Origin of the sequence: Bizionia myxarmorum (assembly GCF_008086205.1) — a bacterium.
GTDB lineage: Bacteria > Bacteroidota > Bacteroidia > Flavobacteriales > Flavobacteriaceae > Algorimicrobium > Algorimicrobium myxarmorum.
On sequence record NZ_VSKK01000001.1, the window covers coordinates 1300685 to 1318563 of the forward strand.

At 33.8% G+C, this 17879-nt stretch carries 13 protein-coding genes; 4 read left to right on the top strand and 9 right to left on the bottom strand.

The genetic code is table 11. The features are described from left to right. Positions 1-2 precede the first annotated feature (2 nt). From ES674_RS05875 to ES674_RS05895, 5 genes are all read right to left on the bottom strand, one after another. Positions 3-206 carry a membrane or secreted protein gene (locus tag ES674_RS05875; protein WP_148403036.1) on the bottom strand — a complete coding sequence of 68 codons (204 nt, stop codon included), beginning with the start codon at positions 204-206 and terminating at the stop codon, positions 3-5. Between the two features lie 92 nt (positions 207-298). Next, on the bottom strand, positions 299-1093 hold the full coding sequence (locus ES674_RS05880; RefSeq protein ID WP_148403037.1) for an anti-sigma factor domain-containing protein: 795 nt from the start codon (positions 1091-1093) through the stop codon (positions 299-301). Next, positions 1090-1635, bottom strand: a complete 546-nt coding sequence (locus ES674_RS05885; protein ID WP_148403038.1) for an RNA polymerase sigma factor — start codon at positions 1633-1635, stop codon at positions 1090-1092. The genes ES674_RS05880 and ES674_RS05885 overlap by 4 nt, the downstream gene beginning before the upstream one ends. A 75-nt stretch (positions 1636-1710) precedes the next feature. Then, a complete protein-coding gene (murB, locus tag ES674_RS05890) occupies positions 1711-2724 on the bottom strand; it encodes a UDP-N-acetylmuramate dehydrogenase (protein WP_148403039.1) in 1014 nt (337 codons plus the stop codon). Next, a complete protein-coding gene (locus tag ES674_RS05895; RefSeq protein ID WP_148403040.1) occupies positions 2724-3914 on the bottom strand; it encodes a pyridoxal phosphate-dependent aminotransferase in 1191 nt (396 codons plus the stop codon). The genes murB and ES674_RS05895 overlap by 1 nt, the downstream gene beginning before the upstream one ends. A gap of 124 nt (positions 3915-4038) precedes the next feature. Here ES674_RS05895 and ES674_RS05900 point away from each other — a divergent pair, with 124 nt between their 5' ends. Beyond that, positions 4039-5403 carry a PDZ domain-containing protein gene (locus tag ES674_RS05900; RefSeq protein ID WP_148403041.1) on the top strand — a complete coding sequence of 455 codons (1365 nt, stop codon included), beginning with the start codon at positions 4039-4041 and terminating at the stop codon, positions 5401-5403. A gap of 41 nt (positions 5404-5444) precedes the next feature. On the opposite strand, the gene ES674_RS05905 is transcribed toward ES674_RS05900, so the two are convergent. Beyond that, complete coding sequence (locus ES674_RS05905; RefSeq protein ID WP_148403042.1) at positions 5445-5870, bottom strand: DUF1573 domain-containing protein; 426 nt, start codon at positions 5868-5870, stop codon at positions 5445-5447. 186 nt (positions 5871-6056) lie between these two features. Here ES674_RS05905 and ES674_RS05910 point away from each other — a divergent pair, with 186 nt between their 5' ends. Together ES674_RS05910 and ES674_RS05915 are read left to right on the top strand one after the other, a co-directional pair. Next, on the top strand, positions 6057-8693 hold the full coding sequence (locus ES674_RS05910; RefSeq protein WP_148403043.1) for a valine--tRNA ligase: 2637 nt from the start codon (positions 6057-6059) through the stop codon (positions 8691-8693). A 406-nt stretch (positions 8694-9099) separates the two neighbouring features. Then, positions 9100-12195, top strand: coding sequence for a T9SS type A sorting domain-containing protein (locus ES674_RS05915; protein WP_148403044.1), 3096 nt, complete (start codon positions 9100-9102; stop codon positions 12193-12195). Between the two features lie 63 nt (positions 12196-12258). Here the strand turns inward: ES674_RS05915 and ES674_RS05920 are convergent, their stop codons facing one another. Further along, positions 12259-13101, bottom strand: a complete 843-nt coding sequence (locus ES674_RS05920) for a glycosyltransferase family 2 protein (RefSeq protein ID WP_148403045.1) — start codon at positions 13099-13101, stop codon at positions 12259-12261. A 339-nt stretch (positions 13102-13440) separates the two neighbouring features. On the opposite strand from ES674_RS05920, the gene ES674_RS05925 reads away from it, so the two are divergent. Further along, positions 13441-16089: a T9SS type B sorting domain-containing protein gene (locus ES674_RS05925; RefSeq protein ID WP_148403046.1), complete on the top strand. Its 2649-nt coding sequence runs from the start codon at positions 13441-13443 to the stop codon at positions 16087-16089. An 82-nt stretch (positions 16090-16171) separates the two neighbouring features. On the opposite strand, the gene ES674_RS05930 is transcribed toward ES674_RS05925, so the two are convergent. Then, on the bottom strand, positions 16172-16693 hold the full coding sequence (locus ES674_RS05930) for a class I SAM-dependent methyltransferase (protein ID WP_148403047.1): 522 nt from the start codon (positions 16691-16693) through the stop codon (positions 16172-16174). A gap of 53 nt (positions 16694-16746) precedes the next feature. After that, positions 16747-17805 (bottom strand): 3-oxoacyl-ACP synthase III family protein, encoded by a 1059-nt coding sequence (locus tag ES674_RS05935; RefSeq protein WP_148403048.1) that lies wholly within the window; start codon positions 17803-17805, stop codon positions 16747-16749. Positions 17806-17879: the final 74 nt, after the last annotated feature.

Consider the following 17879-nt stretch of genomic DNA (forward strand, 5'->3'; position numbering starts at 1 on the left):
ATTTACGAGTGTTGAGGTTCGTTACAGTTTTCAAATTGCTCTGGTAATTTCCCGCAGAAACCACATGATTCACCTGTTGTATTCAACATAGGATTTTGGCTTGCACAAGTACCAGCAAATTTTCCGTCTTTTTTTGCCCATAATTTAATGGCAATTCCTGCTACGGCAATCCCTAGCAATACTAATGTTATTAAAAAGAGTTTCATAAAATTTGTTTTTGCAAAGATACGGAATTTCGTAAATAATAAGACCTCGATTATCAAAGAAAACCGAGGTCAAATATTATGGTAAAAAAGTGTTATTTATTTAGTGTAATTTCTGCAACAGAATTTTCTTTATTTGCAGTCATTTTACTACCTCTTTGTTCTATAGTGATACTTAATGCAAGTGCATCTTCAGTATAAGGGATAGATTTTAATTCTCTATCAGATTCATTTAGGATACCTAAATTCACCATTTTGTCTTCTAATTCAGCCCAAATTTGGTAACACTGCTCTTCTGGTAATCGCGGTAAAGAAACCACATCAATCATGGATGTTTTATCTTTAGGATTTATGTAAGCAACTGTTTTTAGGTTTTTAGCACGATTGTTACCATTTATAATATATTTCTCGGTTTCTGGATTGTTTAATTGTTTCATCTGACGCATAATTTCATCTAAACGTCTGTTCTTATTATCCAAATCATCTAACCTGTCATAAATTTCATCAGCAATTTTCTGATTTTCAATTTTTAATAATTGATTTTGCTGAAAGAATATATAAGATGTACCGGCAAACATAATGGCAACAACACTAGCAGCAATGCTTAATTGAAAACGTCTTTTACGAGATCTTGGTTTAGGCATTGAATAAACCGGTGTTTCCTCATCAAGCTTATCCAAAATGGAGTTAAGGACAGCTTGAGGTGCTTTAACAGCCTGCGTTTGTGAAACCAATTCTAATTGATTCTGCATGTTGTTATAAGCGCGCTCTACTTCTGGATATTCTGCAAGGTAAATTTCTACCATGTCAGTTTGCTCTGAAGTCGTTTGGCCTAAAAGATACTTTTCTAGTAGGTCAGAATTTAAAAATGTAGTTATTTTATCATTCATGACTGTTTTGTTTCTGGGTCGTAAATCTTCTTCAACTCACGCAATCCAATTTTTAATCTTGATTTTATAGTGCCAAGAGGAATGTCCAACTCATCACTAGCTTCTTGTTGTGTCATGCCCTCAAAGAAGAGTGCATGGATAACAATCTGATATTTTTCATCAATAGAACTTAAATGCTTTTGAATATCTAGCGTGTCCTGGTTTAAACTATCACCTGTTAATGTATATACGTTTGAAGCGTCCATTTGGATTTCCTTCCCCGTTTTATTATTGTAGGAGCGGACTTTGTCAATGGCTGTGTTATAGGCAATTCTATATAGCCAAGTAAATAGTTTAGCTTTTTTAGAATCGTAAGATTTTCCTTTCTTCCAAACTTTAATGAAGGTTTCCTGTAAAGCATCTTGTGCTAAATCCGAATCGGTGAGCACTTTGGATATGACGCCAAAAAGGGCATCACCATAGTTTTCATATAATAATGAAATGGCTCTTTTGTCGCCTTGTTTTAATAAGCCAACTATTTCTTCTTCTATTGGTGTACTCAAAATATTAATTAGATGACGTTATAGTTTGTTAGTTTTTGTTAGCAACAAGGGCCAAAGTTATAGAATTTTAGCCAATTAAAGGATATTTACCTCGGCTTCAATTTGAATATTAAACAGGCGTTGAATGGTATGCTGAATTAACTCTGAAAGCTTTAAAATATCCGATCCTTTAGCGTTGCCATAATTAACCAGAACAAGTGCTTGTTTTTTATGAACGCCATAATCACCAAAACGCTTGCCTTTAAATCCGGCTTTTTCAATAAGCCAGCCTGTCGGTACTTTTACTTCTGTTTCCGAAATAACATAACCAGGTACATCAGGAAACTGTGATTTTAGAATACTGTATGCTTCTGAAGAAATAACGGGGTTTTTAAAAAAGCTTCCGCTATTTCCAATTTCTTTGGGATCTGGTAATTTGCTTTGTCTTATAGCAATAACAGCTTTTGAAATATCTTGAATAGTTGGATTCTTAATGCTCATTTCCTCTAATTGATTCGAAATAGCACCGTAATTGGTATGTAATTCGTGATTATTTTTAGTGAGTTGAAACGTGACGCTAAAAATTACATAGTGACCTTTTGCTTCTTGTTTAAAAATAGAATTTCTATAATCGAATTGGCAAGCTGTTTTATCAAAGGTTTTAATAGTTCCGGTGGAAATTTCTAAAGCTTCACAAGACACAAAACTATCTTTTAATTCAATGCCATAAGCACCTATATTTTGAATGGGTGCCGTTCCAACATTGCCGGGAATTAGGGATAAGTTTTCTAATCCACCAAAATCATGTTCCAAGCACCATAAAACAAATTCATGCCAATTTTCACCAGCATGGGCTTTAATATTTACGGTATTTTCAGTTTCAGAAACAACCGAAATACCTTTAATATTCAAATGAATAACCAGAGCCTCTAAATTTTTCGTGAGTAGCATATTACTGCCGCCACCTAAAATAAATTTTTCTAAATAGTCTGGTAAAGCCAACACCTTTTGTAAAGCTGCTAAACTGCTAACCGAAATAAAATGTTTCGCAGTTGCATCAATACCAAAGGTGTTATATGGTTTTAATGATATGTTTTTTAAGATTTGCACTAATCTTTATACACTTTTAAGGCTTCTTTTAAAATGTGGACCGCTTTTACTAAACTCTCTTTTTGTAAAACATAGGCAATTCTAATTTGGTTTAATCCTACGCCAGGCGTTGAATAAAAACCAGCAGCTGGAGCAACCATTACTGTTTCACCATCCACATCAAAATCTTCCAATAACCACTGGGCAAAAACATCCGAGTTTTTAATAGGTAATTCTACAATACAATAAAATGCGCCTTTTGGTTTGGCAACTTTGACACCTTCAATTTTCTCTAATTCTTGAATTAATATATCGCGACGGGCAACATATTCTGTTTTCACATCGTCAAAATAACTTTGAGGCGTTTGCAAAGCAGCTTCACTCGCAATTTGAGCTAAAGTTGGTGGGCTTAAACGTGCTTGCGCAAATTTTAAAACCGTAGACATAACCTCTTTATTTTTTGAAACTAAACAACCAATTCTAGCGCCACACATGCTGTAACGTTTAGAGACGGAATCTATCATAATAGCATGTTCTTCCAAACCTTCTTCCTGCATGATGGAGTAATGCGTGATGCCATCATAGGCGAATTCACGATACACTTCATCAGCAATTAGAAATAAATCATGTTTGATAACTATTTCAGCTAACTTTTTAATTTCTTCTCTAGTATATAAATATCCTGTTGGATTTCCTGGGTTGCAAATTAAAATTGCTTTCGTTTTAGGCGTAATCAATTTTTCGAATTCTTCAATAGGAGGTAATGCAAAATTGTCCTCAATTTTAGAAATAACTGGCACAATATTTACGCCAGATGCAGTTGAAAATCCGTTATAATTGGCATAAAATGGTTCTGGGATAATAACTTCATCACCAACATCCATAATACTTCCAAAAGCAAATAATAAGGCCTCACTACCACCAGTTGTTACAATAATGTCTTCCTTGGTTACGCTAATGTCGTGTTGGCTATAATAATTAGCAATTTTGGCTCTATATTCATCTGAACCTTCAGATCTAGTATAGGCTAAAATTTCTAATGAATTAATTTTAACGGCATCCAGAGCAATTTCTGGCGTCTTAATGTCAGGTTGTCCAATATTTAAATGGTAAACCGTCTTCCCTTTTTTGTAGGCTGCTTCCGCAAATGGAACTAGCTTTCTAATAGGCGATTGTGGCATAGCTGCCCCCTTTTGAGATATTTTTGGCATGAGCTTATAGTATTAAAGGCGCGAAGTTCTGAAAATTATATTGATTTCATTGTTAAAAAGACGTTGTAATTATACAATTATCAGGAATTTATTGTAATTTAATACGTCTTTGGATGGGTAACAGATGAAACGCTCTAAACTTGTTTTTATTCTTTTAACACTCTTAGTTTGTTTTAATACACAAGCGCAGGAGCAATCGTTTCAATTTACAAATGGCAAAACTTCCGATAAAATTAATTTTCAGTTAATTAATAATCTCATAATAATTCCTATTGTTATCAATGATATGGAGCTATCATTTATTCTGGATAGCGGCGTTACCAAGCCCATTTTATTTGATAACCTGAATGGTTTAGAAGTTTTAAATTCAGAAACAAATGAAATCATATTTTTAAAGGGTTTGGGAGAGGGTTCTCTTTTAGAAGCCATTAAGTCCAAGAACAACAAAATTACAATAGGGAATGCTGAAAAGCAGCAGCAAACTATTTTTGCCATTTTTAATGGTAATTTGGATTATACGCCTAAATTAGGAATCCCTATTCACGGCATTATTGGTCATGATGTGTTTAAGGATTTTGTGGTTGAAATAAACTATCGATCAAAATATATCAAACTAACTTCACCTGAAAACTACTCCGATAAATTATGCAGAAGCTGTGAAAAATTACCCTTAAGTTTTCATAATTCGAAACCTTATATCTTGGCTGAAATTACCATGGAAAACAAACAAATTCCTGTAAAAATGTTATTGGATACAGGCGCAAGCGATGCCCTTTGGCTATTTGAAGATGCTTCTCAAGAAATTGTTTCAACCGCTAATTATTTTGATGATTTTTTAGGACACGGTTTAAGCGGTAGTCTTTATGGTAAGCGCTCTAAACTGGAATCTTTAACGATAGCGTCATTTGTTATATATGAATCTTTAGTTGCTTTTCCCACAGGTGAATCAATTGAAACATTAAAAAAAATAAAAGATAGGAACGGCACCATTGGAGCTGAAATTTTAAAGCGATTTCACGTTGTATTCAATTATCAAGAATCTTATATTATCCTAAAGAAAAATAGTAATTTTCATGGAGAATTTAGCTACAATAAAAGTGGTATTGATATTGAGCATCGTGGTGTTCGAATTGTAAAAAACTATCAATATACTTTAGATAATGGTCGCTTAATTTTTGGTAAAAGCGTAGATATAACCAGACACATTTCGAATAAAAGTTTAGAAGATGATTTTCGTTTAGAAACAGCTCCAGCATTTGAAATTGTTAATCTAAGGCCTAATAGTCCTGCCAAATTAGTGGGCCTACAATTGGGAGACGTTATTTTGGAAATAAATGGCACGGACGTTAATAAATATAAACTTCAGGAAGTTATTCATTTATTTAAAGGACGTGAAGGAAAAAAAATAAGTATAAAGATTGAAAGGAACGAAAAAATATTTCTGTACGAATTTCATCTAAAAGATTTACTAAAACAAAAACAGCCTTGATTTCTCAAGGCTTGTTTGTTTATAAATGATTGAATCGCATATTATTGATTCATAACACTTGTAGTTTTCTTCTCTAAAACGCTAGATTTTGAAGGATCAATTACATCACCTTTAATTTTTAACGCAACAGTTGGCGTATCTGCATTGGAAAGAACTGTAATAGTTTTACGAATAGGCATAACGCGGTTCGTATCATATTTTACAGAAATCTCACCTTTTGCTCCTGGAGCAATAGGACCTTCTGGTTTTTTTGGAACCGTACAGCCACAGCTCGACTTTACATCTGAAATAATTAGAGGTGCATCACCTGTGTTTGTAAACTCAAAAACACGAACACCATCAGCGCCTTTTTCTATAACGCCATAGTCGATTGTTGTTTCTTTAAATTCGATTTTTGCAACTTTTTCTTGGGCATTTACCGCAAAGCTGATAAGCCCAACAAATAGAATTGTAATTAAATTTTTCATAATTTATATGTTTAATATGGTTGTAAACTTACTCACTTTTTCAATATTATACAAAATTATTAGATGTATAACAGCGATTTTTATATGTTAAACTTAAAATGTTCTACATTATCACGCCTTATAATTTTAATGAAAAAAGAAATATAAGTACTTTTGTATGTTATATTTCAAAAACTATTCCAAAGTATGCAAATTCCATCAAAATATGATGCAAGTCAAGTAGAAAGTAAATGGTATGATTACTGGATGAAACATAATTATTTTCATTCCAAGCCCGATCATAGAGAACCATATACTATTGTAATACCGCCGCCTAACGTAACTGGCGTGCTCCATATGGGTCATATGCTTAACAATACCATTCAAGATGTATTGATTCGTCGAGCGCGTTTACAAGGAAAAAATGCCTGTTGGGTTCCGGGAACGGATCATGCGTCAATTGCAACAGAGGCAAAAGTAGTGGCTAAATTAAAGGAACAAGGAATTGATAAAAATGACCTGACACGTGATGAGTTTTTAGCACATGCCTGGGATTGGACTCATGAATATGGAGGCGTAATTTTAGAACAGCTTAAAAAATTAGGCTGCTCATGTGATTGGGATAGAACCAAATTTACCATGGATGACGATATGTCTGAATCGGTAATTAAAGTTTTTGTAGATTTATATAACAAAGGTTTAATTTATCGTGGTTTTCGCATGGTCAACTGGGATCCTGAAGCAAAGACAACCTTGTCTGACGAGGAAGTTATACATGTTGAACAACAAGGAAACTTATATTATCTAGAATATAAAATAGAAGGAAGTGATGAAACGTTAACCATTGCAACCACACGTCCTGAAACTATTTTTGGTGATACTGCTATTTGTATCAACCCAAATGATGAACGTTTTACGCATTTAAAAGGTAAGAAAGCTATTGTGCCAATTTGCAATCGCGTTATTCCTATTATTGAGGATGAGTACGTAGATGTTGAATTTGGAACAGGCTGTTTAAAAGTAACACCGGCTCATGATGAAAACGATAAGAATTTAGGAGATAAACATAGTTTAGAAGTCATTGATATTTTTAATGATGATGCGTCGTTGAATAGCTTCGGATTGCATTATGAAGGAAAAGATCGTTTTGTGGTTCGAAAAGAAATTGTAAAAGAACTGACAGAAAGTAATACCTTAATCAAGACCGAACAACATTTAAATAAGGTTGGAACTTCGGAACGCACCAAAGCCGTCATTGAACCAAGACTATCGGATCAGTGGTTTCTAAAAATGGAAGATTTAGTTAAACCAGCTATTGAGGCTGTTTTAGGTGAAGATGCTGAAATAAAACTATTTCCTAAAAAGTTTGAAAACACCTACAGACATTGGATGGAGAATATTCGTGATTGGAATATTTCTAGACAATTATTATGGGGACAGCAAATTCCAGCATATTTCTACGGCGACGGAAAAGAAGATTTTGTAGTAGCAGAAACTAGTGAATTAGCTTTAGAAAAAGCCAAAGAAAAAACCAATAACCAACAATTAACAGCCAACGATTTACGTCAAGATAAGGATGCTTTAGATACGTGGTTCTCATCTTGGTTATGGCCAATGAGTGTTTTTGATGGCATTAGAAATCCTGAAAACGAGGAAATAAAATACTATTATCCTACCAACGATTTAGTAACAGGTCCAGATATTCTTTTCTTTTGGGTAGCCCGTATGATTATTGCTGGGTACGAATATAAAGGAGAAAAACCTTTCAACAATGTTTATTTAACGGGATTAGTTCGTGATAAAGAACGCCGGAAAATGAGTAAATCGTTAGGGAATTCACCAGATGCCTTAAAATTGATTGAAGATTATGGTGCTGATGGTGTGCGTGTTGGTTTATTATTAAGTTCAGCCGCCGGAAACGATTTAATGTTTGATGAAGCACTTTGTCAACAAGGAAAAGGTTTTGCTAATAAAATATGGAATGCCTTCCGTTTAATAAAAGGCTGGGAAGTAAGCGAAACTATTGAACAACCCGAATCTAGCAAGATTGCTTTACAATGGTTTGATGCTAAATTTCAAGAAACATTAGTCGAAATTGAAGATCATTTCAGTAAATACCGATTATCTGATGCCTTAATGGCAACGTACAAACTTATTTGGGACGATTTTGCATCTTGGTTATTGGAAATTGTAAAACCAGCTTACCAACAACCTATAGATGCTAAAACGCTTCAAGAGGTTATAGATCAGTTTGAAAATATTTTAAAAATACTACATCCATTTATGCCATTCTTGACTGAAGAAATCTGGCAATTCATGGAAGAACGTAAACCAGAGAATGCTTTAATTGTAACCGCTTGGCCAAAGCAAAAAGCAGTAAATTCTGAAGTAATTTCTGAATTTGCTTTTATGCAGGATGTGGTTTCAGGTATTCGTCATATTCGTAAGGATAAAAATATTCCTTTTAAAGATGCTGTTGGTTTTTCCGTAATTAATAATGATGCGGTTTCTAAATCTTTAGATTCCGTTATTATAAAATTAGGAAATTTAGAAGCCATAGAATATGTGGCTGGGGCCGTTGATGGTGCCTTAACCTTTCGCGTTAAGTCCAATGAGTATTTTATTCCAATAGCTGGCGCCATTAATGTGGAAGAGGAAATTATTAAACTTGAGGAAGAATTAAAATACACCGAAGGTTTTTTAAAATCCGTTCAGAAAAAATTATCCAATGAGCGTTTTGTAGCTGGAGCTCCAGAACAAGTAATTACCAACGAACGTAACAAAGAGGCAGATGCTTTAGCTAAAATTGAGACTTTAAAAAGTAGTTTAGCGAGCCTGAAATAAAATCTTTATAAGTATAAATCTGGATAAACGCCTTTCTGCGTTTTTATGTAGTATTATTTTGAGCAGTTTACAATAAGCAATAGTAGATTTTTATCGAAAGATTAAGAATTTACTATTGCTTTTTTTATGCTGAAACGCGTCACTTTAAAAATTGTGGTTGGAAAGTATTTATGTTGTAAAGTTCAAATAGAAAAGGCTAAACCATAATCCTTTATTTTTTGACGTAAGGACTTGAATCCATTGATATTTTATGAGTATCTAGAATTTAACCTCATTTTTCAACATATATTTCAAATTTGTGCTATACATAACGTTGTTTTCTGCGCTTCAGCTAAATTCCTACAAAAGCTATTTTTAAATGTTAGTTTATAGGTATTTTTGCACATAAAATTTACCCAAATTTAACATGACAAAACACCTACAAACATTATTAATTTTTGCAATTTATTTTTTTATCTACCCAATTTTTGCGCAAACTGGCCCAGGAGGCGTTGGAAACAGCTCTACAAATGGTTTATGGTTAAAAGCAGACGACTTAAATTTAGTTGATGGACAAGGAGTTGCTATCTGGCAAGATGCCTCTGGAAATGAGAATCATGCTAACCAAACAGTATCGGAACAATCACCTAAATTTATCAGCGAATCTTCTTTCAATAATTATCCTTCTATAGATTTTGATGGAAGTAACGATTGGTTGCGCGTAAAAGATGCTAATATTTTAGACGGGACTACTTCCATAAATTATTTTACTGTAGTTAAACCCAAAGGACTTGCTAAAACTCAAGTAGTGCAAGCCATGGTATCTAAAAGAAACGGTTATAACACTTCAAATAATCAATTTGCTTATACTTTTTTCTTTTATAATAACAAGCTAACAAATGACATCACGGACGCAAATGATCGCTATGACTCAAACTATGTTTTCTCCAACGATACTACTTATGTATTAAGTTTTGATTTTGACGGTTCATTACCTGAAGTTTCTAGAAGTTCTATGTCTCGTAATGGAATCCTCTTAAGAACAGCTAGAGAAACCTCGGAAAGTGTTCTTGCTTCTACGGCACCTTTAACTATTGGCCAGTTAAATGTTGGTGATGGAAGACATGCTACAGAAGAACTTGCCGAGATTATTCATTTTAATTATAAATTAAACATAGCAGAAAGAACCATTGTACACAACTATTTATCAGCTAAATACAATACACCGTTAACTTTAAATAATTTTTATACTCAAGATGAAATTGTCCAGGGCAATTTTGATCACCATGTTGCGGGTATAGCAAGAGTTTCTGATGCCGCACATTTAGATTCTCAAGGCAGTGGTATTTTACGCGTTAATAATCCACTTAATCTAGGCGATACCAATGATAAATATTTTTTCTGGGGGCAAAATATAATGAGTTCTATTTATGATTTTAATACTGAAATCCAGGCCCAAGATGGTGCAGGAATCTTACAAAATCATCAACATCTAAATGTTATTTGGCGTGTTAGTAAAAGTGAAGATCATAAAGATTTTCAAGCCGTAGATATGTCATTCGAAATATCAAGCTTTCCTGAAATAATAGGTTGTTATTCATTAGAACTTGTAATAGGTGCCGATACTTTTGATTATTCTACGGGAACTACTAATCAATACATTGATCTTTTTGAAATTCCGCAACAAATTTATCAATTAAATGTTTCAGGTGGAATAGCTTCAGCAAGCGGTGTAACTATGAATGACGGCAGTCATTTTACATTACGCTATCGTAAAAATGAGAAAATCGTATGGAATGGCACAAATTTCACCAATGCTTCGGGAGTTGTAGGTGCGCCATCTGTTTCAGACTCGAATAAATCATTAGTGATTTTAGAAAACACTGCAGTAACCTTGAACGAAAATGCATTTGTATGTGAAATAGAAGTTCAAACTGGAGCAACTTTAAATATTGCGGATGGTTTAGAGCTTACTGTTCAAAATAGAATAGTAAATAATGGTACAATTGATTTATTGGGAGAGGCTCAGCTTATTCAAAACCATAAAGGAGCCAATATAAATTCAGGATCTGGAAAGTTAAAAATAAGACAACAGGGTACAACCAATTTACATAATTATAATTATTGGAGTTCGCCTGTAAGTACGGACGGTTTTTGGCAAATTGGTTTTTTAAAACAAGAAAATAGTAACGTTTTATTTAGTCCCGCTCAATCACAAATTCCAACTAGCAATCCCGTTACTTTAAGTAGTCGTTGGTTATATAAATATAACGCATCTGTAACATTAGCTAATGGTATTATGGGCTGGGCTCGGATAAATACAACCACTAACATTGAGCCTGGAATTGGCTACACATTAAAAGGATCGGGTTCAGCCCCTAGCTTAACAGAGGAGGAATATGTGTTTTCTGGTACAGCAAACAGTGGTGATTATTCCTATATAGCCACCTCAGGTAATGATTTTCTAATTGGAAATCCTTATCCTTCAGCTCTTAATGCTAATAAATTCATTCAAGATAATCTGGATGTTACAACTGGAACTTTGTATTTCTATGAACAATTTCAAACCAATAACACCCATATTTTAAGAGATTACCAAGGAGGTTACGCTACTTTAAATTTATTAGGCAGCGTTCCAGCTGCTACAGAAGCTACATCAGGATTAGGTTCAGAAGGTTCAAGTACCAAAGGAGCTCCAACCAATAATATAGCTGTAGGTCAAGGGTTTTTTGTTAGCATTATTCAAAATAGTGATATTCGATTTAATAACACGCAACGTGTATTTGCCAAAGAATCAATGGATCAGTCTATTTTCTTCAGAGATGGTAACGTGAACAGTGAAACCGATAGCAGAACTAAATTTTGGTTAAGTTTTGCGGACTCATCGGGACGTATGAGAGAAATAGCTCTAGGTTATGACGAAAATGCTTCCGAAGGCTTTGACAAAGGTTATGACGCTATTGATTTAAGTGATTATCCAGATAGCATGTTGTGGGATGCAGCAGATAATTTATTAGTTATTCAAGGATTACAACAGCTTAATGTGGAAGATGATATTGCCTTATCGATAAAGATTTCAACTTCTGGAACTTATATTATTGGATTGAACAGGACTTTAAATTTCCCAGAAGACACCGCTATTTATTTAAAAGATAATCAGACGAATAGATTTTATGATTTAAAAGCAGGTGATGCAAGTATTGCTTTTCAAGCTGGAACTTATAATAATCAATATTCTATTGTATATCAACAAGCAACATTGGGTGTTGATGACTTCGAAAATTATCAATCGGTAAAAGTGCTATTTGATAAGAACACCGAAACGCTTCAATTGTTGGGTTTAGATGATTTAAGTTCTGTAAAAGGCCTTTATATCTATTCTTTGGAAGGAAAAGAAGTGCATGCTCTTCAAGATATAAAATCAGAAAAAATTGATATAGCAAAAATCACTCAAGGCGTTTATATTTTGAAACTAGAAATGAATTCTGGTGCTATCCAAAATATTAAATTTGTGAAGTATTAAAATCTATAAATTAATTATAGTAAAAAAGTCTGCTGTAAAGTAGACTTTTTTGTTTTTTGATATTTATTTTCCAATCATTCCTTTCCAACGAAGTTTCCTAATAAAAGCACCTTGTTCTTCATTTACTAAAGGTTCTATTTCCTCGTTTTTCGCCTTAAAATATCCAGTTACATAATCTTTAAATAAAGTAAAACTTCCTTTTTTATAAGCTAATTTTATAGCTGAAATGAACGTAATTAATAACCCATAACGCATTTTATACATAGCTTCACCCTGGAGATATTTTGAAGCTTTATTGTAGCTTTTGCCAGTGGGTTTTAAATGTTTTACATGCAACGTTTCATCGGTTAAAATTTCCCAACTATAAAATTTAGCTAGTAATTCGTCAATAGTATCCCAACCCATAGCGGGTTTCAACTTCCCTATTTCTAAAAAACATGCTTTTCTATAAGCTTTTAGTGCGCCACGAATATGATCTTTCCGAGTCAGATTTTCCAATTTCCATTGTCCAGTATCTTCGATATAACAAAATCCTGAAGCCATGCCGAGTTTGTCGTTATTTTGAAAGTGTTGTGTTAAAGTTTCTAAATAGTTCTCTGGAAATATTAAATCGGCATCAAACTTACAAATCACATCATAGTTAGCATCGAATGTTTCAAAGCCTTTATAAAACGCATTAATAATTTTTGAGCCCGGTAAATGTTCATTTGAAGATTTTGAGTTGATTAAGGTTATATAGTTATATTTTGAGGCGAATTCTGCCACTATAGATTGAGTATCATCAGTAGAATTATCATTCACAACCACCAGTTTTTTGGGTAGTAACGTTTGATGAACCAAAGACTCTAAAGTCGAAGCAATAAAAGCCGCTTCATTATGAGCAGGAATAACAATATAATAGTTCAAAAGTTTAATTTTAATACAAAGTAACAGATTCTAATGCCATAATTCGTTTTTTAGGCTTTGAATTTTTTTTCAATATTGAAATGTTCAATTAGTTAGTTTGTTCTAATTCTAATAAAATTCATTAGAAAGTTTAAACAACATATAGGTCTAAATATATTAGAAATGCATGTCAATTAATTCTTTTAAAACAGAATAAACTCGGTTTCAATGTGTTTAAGTAATCAAATAATCATATGTTTATAGAAGCTAATGAAATACCTGACTGAATAATTTTACTCCATTTCGGGTAAGGATGTTTTCAATTAGCTTATTTAATTTTTAAAAAACATTAAAATTTCAATGCAAAAATCCTGTTTGCTTATATCATTCTTACTCTTCATCAATTTTAGCTTTTCTCAAAACTATAGTGTCAGTTATTTTCAAAAAATCAATGAAATTAATAGTGGTTTTTCGGGTACTTTAAATAATGAAGATAATTTTGGCGTATCCATTACACAAATCGGTGATTTGGATGGAAATGGTGTAAATGATTTGGCTGTTGGCTCCTATTTTGATGATGATGGCGGCAATAACAGAGGTGCGGTATGGATACTTTTTTTAGAATCTGATGATAGCGTACTTTCTCATACAAAAATCAGCAGTATTAGTGGTGGTTTTACAGGAGAGATTAATGATGGCGATCGTTTTGGTGGCGCCGTTTCCTATTTAGGTGATGTTAACAATGATGGACTAAAGGAGTTGGCTGTCGGTGCTGATTTTGATAATGATGGTGGCTTGATGCACGGAGCCGTATGGATTTTATCCTTAAGCACGAATGGGACTGTAAATTCTCATGTAAAGATTAGCGATATTGAAGGCAATTTTAATGGAATAATAAATGGTTCAGCAATTTTTGGAGCTGATATAGAAAATATTGGTGATCTTAATGGTGATGGCGTTGATGATTTAGCTGTAGGTTCAAATCAAGATCATGACGGTGGAAGAGATACAGGAGCCGTTTGGATTTTGTTTATGAATACTGATTTAACGGTCAATAGTTCCCAGAAAATTAGTAGTGTAGAAGGCGGTTTTACAGGGAATTTGGAGCTAGGTGATTTCTTCGGCTCTTCCGTTGCAAATATTGGCGATTTAGATGGTGACGGCGTTGTGGATATTGCTGTTGGATGTAGCAGAGATGATGACCTTTTAATTAATTCTGGAAGCGTTTATATTTTATTTTTAAATACCGATGGAACTGTAAAAAGTCATTCCAAGATTTCTAATTTAGAAGGTGGATTAACACATGAAATTACGCCCAATGCATTATTTGGGGAGTCAATTGCTGGTGTTGTTGATATTGATAACGATGGAAAGATCGAGATAATTGTAGGCGCTATGAAACAAGTGAATCCTACTTTTTTCTCTCTTTCTACAGGTGCTTTCTTTTTAATTGAATTAAATGCTGATGGAACGGTTTCAGAAGATAGGATGTACACATATCGTGAAAATTGCTTTACAGCAGAATTAGAACATGATGTTTTATTTGGTGGCTCTGTCAGTTTTTTAACGAAAGATCCGAATAATCTTAAAATGGCTATAGGATCTTATAGAGACAGTGAAAATGGGTATAGAAAAGGAGCTGTTTATATTTTAACTTTAGGTGAAATATCTTATAGCATATCCTCTTTTGAAGATCCTTCAGATTGTGGTTTTAACGACGGTGTTATAACTATAAGTGGTTTTCCTGCCAACACACAGCATACCATAAGTTACAATGATGGGTCAGATCACCTATTAACTTTAGTTGCCAATGCAAATGGCGACATCATTTTATCCGGTTTAACACCAGGAATTTATAATGATATTATTGTGGATGTGGATCACACAGATTGCACTTTTAATTTAGGCCAGATTACTTTAATCGCCACCGGTATAAATCCTGTTATATCGCTAACTGTACCTACTGATTGTAGTTCAAATAACGGTAGTATAATTATTTCTGGCTTGCTGCCCAATATGCAATACACCGTTAGTTATAATAATGGTTTAACCCAAACCCAGACCTTAACATCAAATAGTAGTGGCGTAATTGTTGTTACAGGTTTGCTATCTGGTTTTTATAGAGATATTGTTTTAGAAGAAATAGGAAGCGGTTGTATATACAATATAGGTGAAATTACCTTGACATCAACCGGTTTAAACGCCGGTATTACTCATGTAAATCCCACAGATTGCAGCGCGAATGATGGCATTATAACCATTTCCCGTTTGTCAGTAAATTTAGAATACATAGTAAGTTATAACAATGGTAGTTTACAAAGTGTAATGTTGTTGTCAGATGCTTATGGAGAACTGGTTTTATCCGAATTATCACCAGGGATTTATAGTGATATTATCGTGCAAACTTCAGTAACGGGATGTTCTGGAACTGTTGGTGACATAACTTTAATCTCTACAGGTTTTAATGCTAGTATATCATCCGTGAATCCATCAGACTGCAGTTCAGACGATGGGAGCATAACCATAGCAGGTTTATCTGGCAATACAGAATACACGGTGAGTTTTGATGATGGTTCAGTTCAAACTGTAAGCTTAACTACAAATGCCAACGGAGAATTAAGCATAACAGGATTAAAATCGGGAATTTATAATCAGTTTACATTAGTAGAAACTTCAACCGGTTGTTCTGAAAATTTATCTCCTGTAGAATTACAGTGTTTAGTGGATGACTTAAAATGTATCAAGGTAAAAAAGGTTTTCACGCCCAATGATGACGGTTATAATGATTCTTGGTCCGTTGAATTTATTTCTTCTCAAGGTTGCGATTATAACCTAAAGATATTTGATAGGTATGGAAAACTTCTTAAAACCTTGACGCCTCAAAATAATGTTTGGAATGGAATTTACAGAGGACAGCAAATGCCAACAAGTGATTATTGGTTTTTTGTGGAGTATATGTATGAAGGGGAAAATAGATCTTATAGATCGCACTTCACATTAAAAAGATAGAAGATATTTTAGAACAATTCGTCTATAAAATGATTACGAAATCTTGATTTGCAAAGATGAAAGAGGGCCTTAATGTTCAGCCCTAAATGCGTTCCGCATAAACTATGTAATATCTTGGTGTAAACCATCGTAAAATAGGTCTGATGCCTATTTTCTTGGTTGGATTGGTCCATTTCTCGCGAGCTATAATTTTCCAACCAGCCTTTTCTAAAAGCCAATCAAATTGCCAATCTTCGAATTCATGATAATGACGGTCCCACATATCAGTTTTACTTCTGTAGGCAGGAGAAAACCATAGACGTAAAGGAATACTCGCTACTAGTTTTGTCGCTTTTATACTTTGCAAAACGCTCATCGGTGCTAATAGATGTTCGAAAATTTCAAAAGCTGTCACAACATCTGCTGTGGAATTTTCAATAGTATTTTTATCCAAATCTAAATCTTCACCAGACGTATTGCTTACGCGATACCCCAAACCTTTCATTATAGGTGTAAACGGATTTTCAACACCTAAATCTAAAATTTCAGAATTAGTAGAAATGTGTTTTTGAAGAAATTCAGCTGTGTGTTTAAAGCGTTTATTTGGATAAGTCTTTTCGTACATAACATTTTCTGCCAAGCAATAAGCTCATTGAAACTTTAAAAAAAGAAAGCTATTTAATATTTATAAACGATAGCATTAATATTCATTCCGGCACCAACGCTAGCAAACATAATTACATCACCTTCGTTGATGGAATGCCCTTTCAATTTGCCTTTTAAAATTAAATCTAATAAGGTTGGAATGGTCGCCACACTAGAATTTCCTAGTTTATTAATGGTCATAGGCATAATATTAGCAGGCATTTCCATATTATAAAGCTTGTAGAAACGTTGTACAATGGCTTCATCCATTTTCTCGTTAGCTTGATGAATTAAAATTTTCTTTAAATCTGTAATACCGTATCCACTTTTTTCCAAACAGGATTTCATGGCTAATGGCACATTTTTTAAAGCAAATTCATAAATTTTTCGGCCGTACATTTTTATATAACGACGCTGATCTGCACTGGCCGTATTATTAGTGGCTCCAAAAAATATAAAATGCGCTTCATCCAAAGCATAGGTTGCACTTTCATGAGAAATAATGCCGCCTGCTTGATCTGTTTCTTCTAAAATAACAGCTCCAGCGCCATCACTATAAATCATGGAATCTCTATCATGCTTATCAATGACGCGCGATAAAGCTTCGGTCCCAATAACCAAACATTTTTTTGCAATTCCGGCTTTAATAAAAGCGTTGGCATGAATAAGACCTTCGTTCCAACCTGGACAACCAAAAAGAAGATCGAAAGCCACGCATTTAGGGTTTTTAATGCCTAAAAGATGTTTGATACGCGATCCAATACTTGGAACCGTATCACTCTGTTCGTGATTGTGATTGACATCGCCATAATTATGACCAACAATAATATAATCTAGTGTTTCAGGATCAATATGGGCGTCTGCAATTGCTTTTTGAGCGGCAAAAAAACCTAAATCGGATGTGTTTAAATCATTATCTGCATAGCGACGTTCACCAATTCCGGTAATTGCTTTAAATTTTTCAATGATAATTTCATTGTTTTGGTTTAAAGTAGATCCATCGCTATTAAGGAATTCATGCTTTTTGAAGTCATCATTCCGTGCAATACTGTTGGGTATATAACTTCCCGTTCCTGTAATTCTTATTGCCATAGAGTTGCATTGATGTTAGTGGGCAACGGCTAAATTAAGTATTATATCAGTCTTAATAGCTATAGCCTGTGTAA

Excerpts from the sequence above, each read along its gene's own strand:
- ES674_RS05915 (WP_148403044.1), top strand. The coding sequence starts at position 9,100 with ATGACAAAACACCTACAAACATTATTAATTTTTGCAATTTATTTTTTT.
- ES674_RS05900 (WP_148403041.1), top strand. The coding sequence starts at position 4,039 with ATGAAACGCTCTAAACTTGTTTTTATTCTTTTAACACTCTTAGTTTGT.
- ES674_RS05935 (WP_148403048.1), bottom strand. The coding sequence starts at position 17,805 with ATGGCAATAAGAATTACAGGAACGGGAAGTTATATACCCAACAGTATT.
- ES674_RS05895 (WP_148403040.1), bottom strand. The coding sequence starts at position 3,914 with ATGCCAAAAATATCTCAAAAGGGGGCAGCTATGCCACAATCGCCTATT.
- ES674_RS05875 (WP_148403036.1), bottom strand. The coding sequence starts at position 206 with ATGAAACTCTTTTTAATAACATTAGTATTGCTAGGGATTGCCGTAGCA.
- ES674_RS05930 (WP_148403047.1), bottom strand. The coding sequence starts at position 16,693 with ATGTACGAAAAGACTTATCCAAATAAACGCTTTAAACACACAGCTGAA.
- ES674_RS05925 (WP_148403046.1), top strand. The coding sequence starts at position 13,441 with ATGCAAAAATCCTGTTTGCTTATATCATTCTTACTCTTCATCAATTTT.
- ES674_RS05880 (WP_148403037.1), bottom strand. The coding sequence starts at position 1,093 with ATGAATGATAAAATAACTACATTTTTAAATTCTGACCTACTAGAAAAG.
- ES674_RS05905 (WP_148403042.1), bottom strand. The coding sequence starts at position 5,870 with ATGAAAAATTTAATTACAATTCTATTTGTTGGGCTTATCAGCTTTGCG.
- ES674_RS05910 (WP_148403043.1), top strand. The coding sequence starts at position 6,057 with ATGCAAATTCCATCAAAATATGATGCAAGTCAAGTAGAAAGTAAATGG.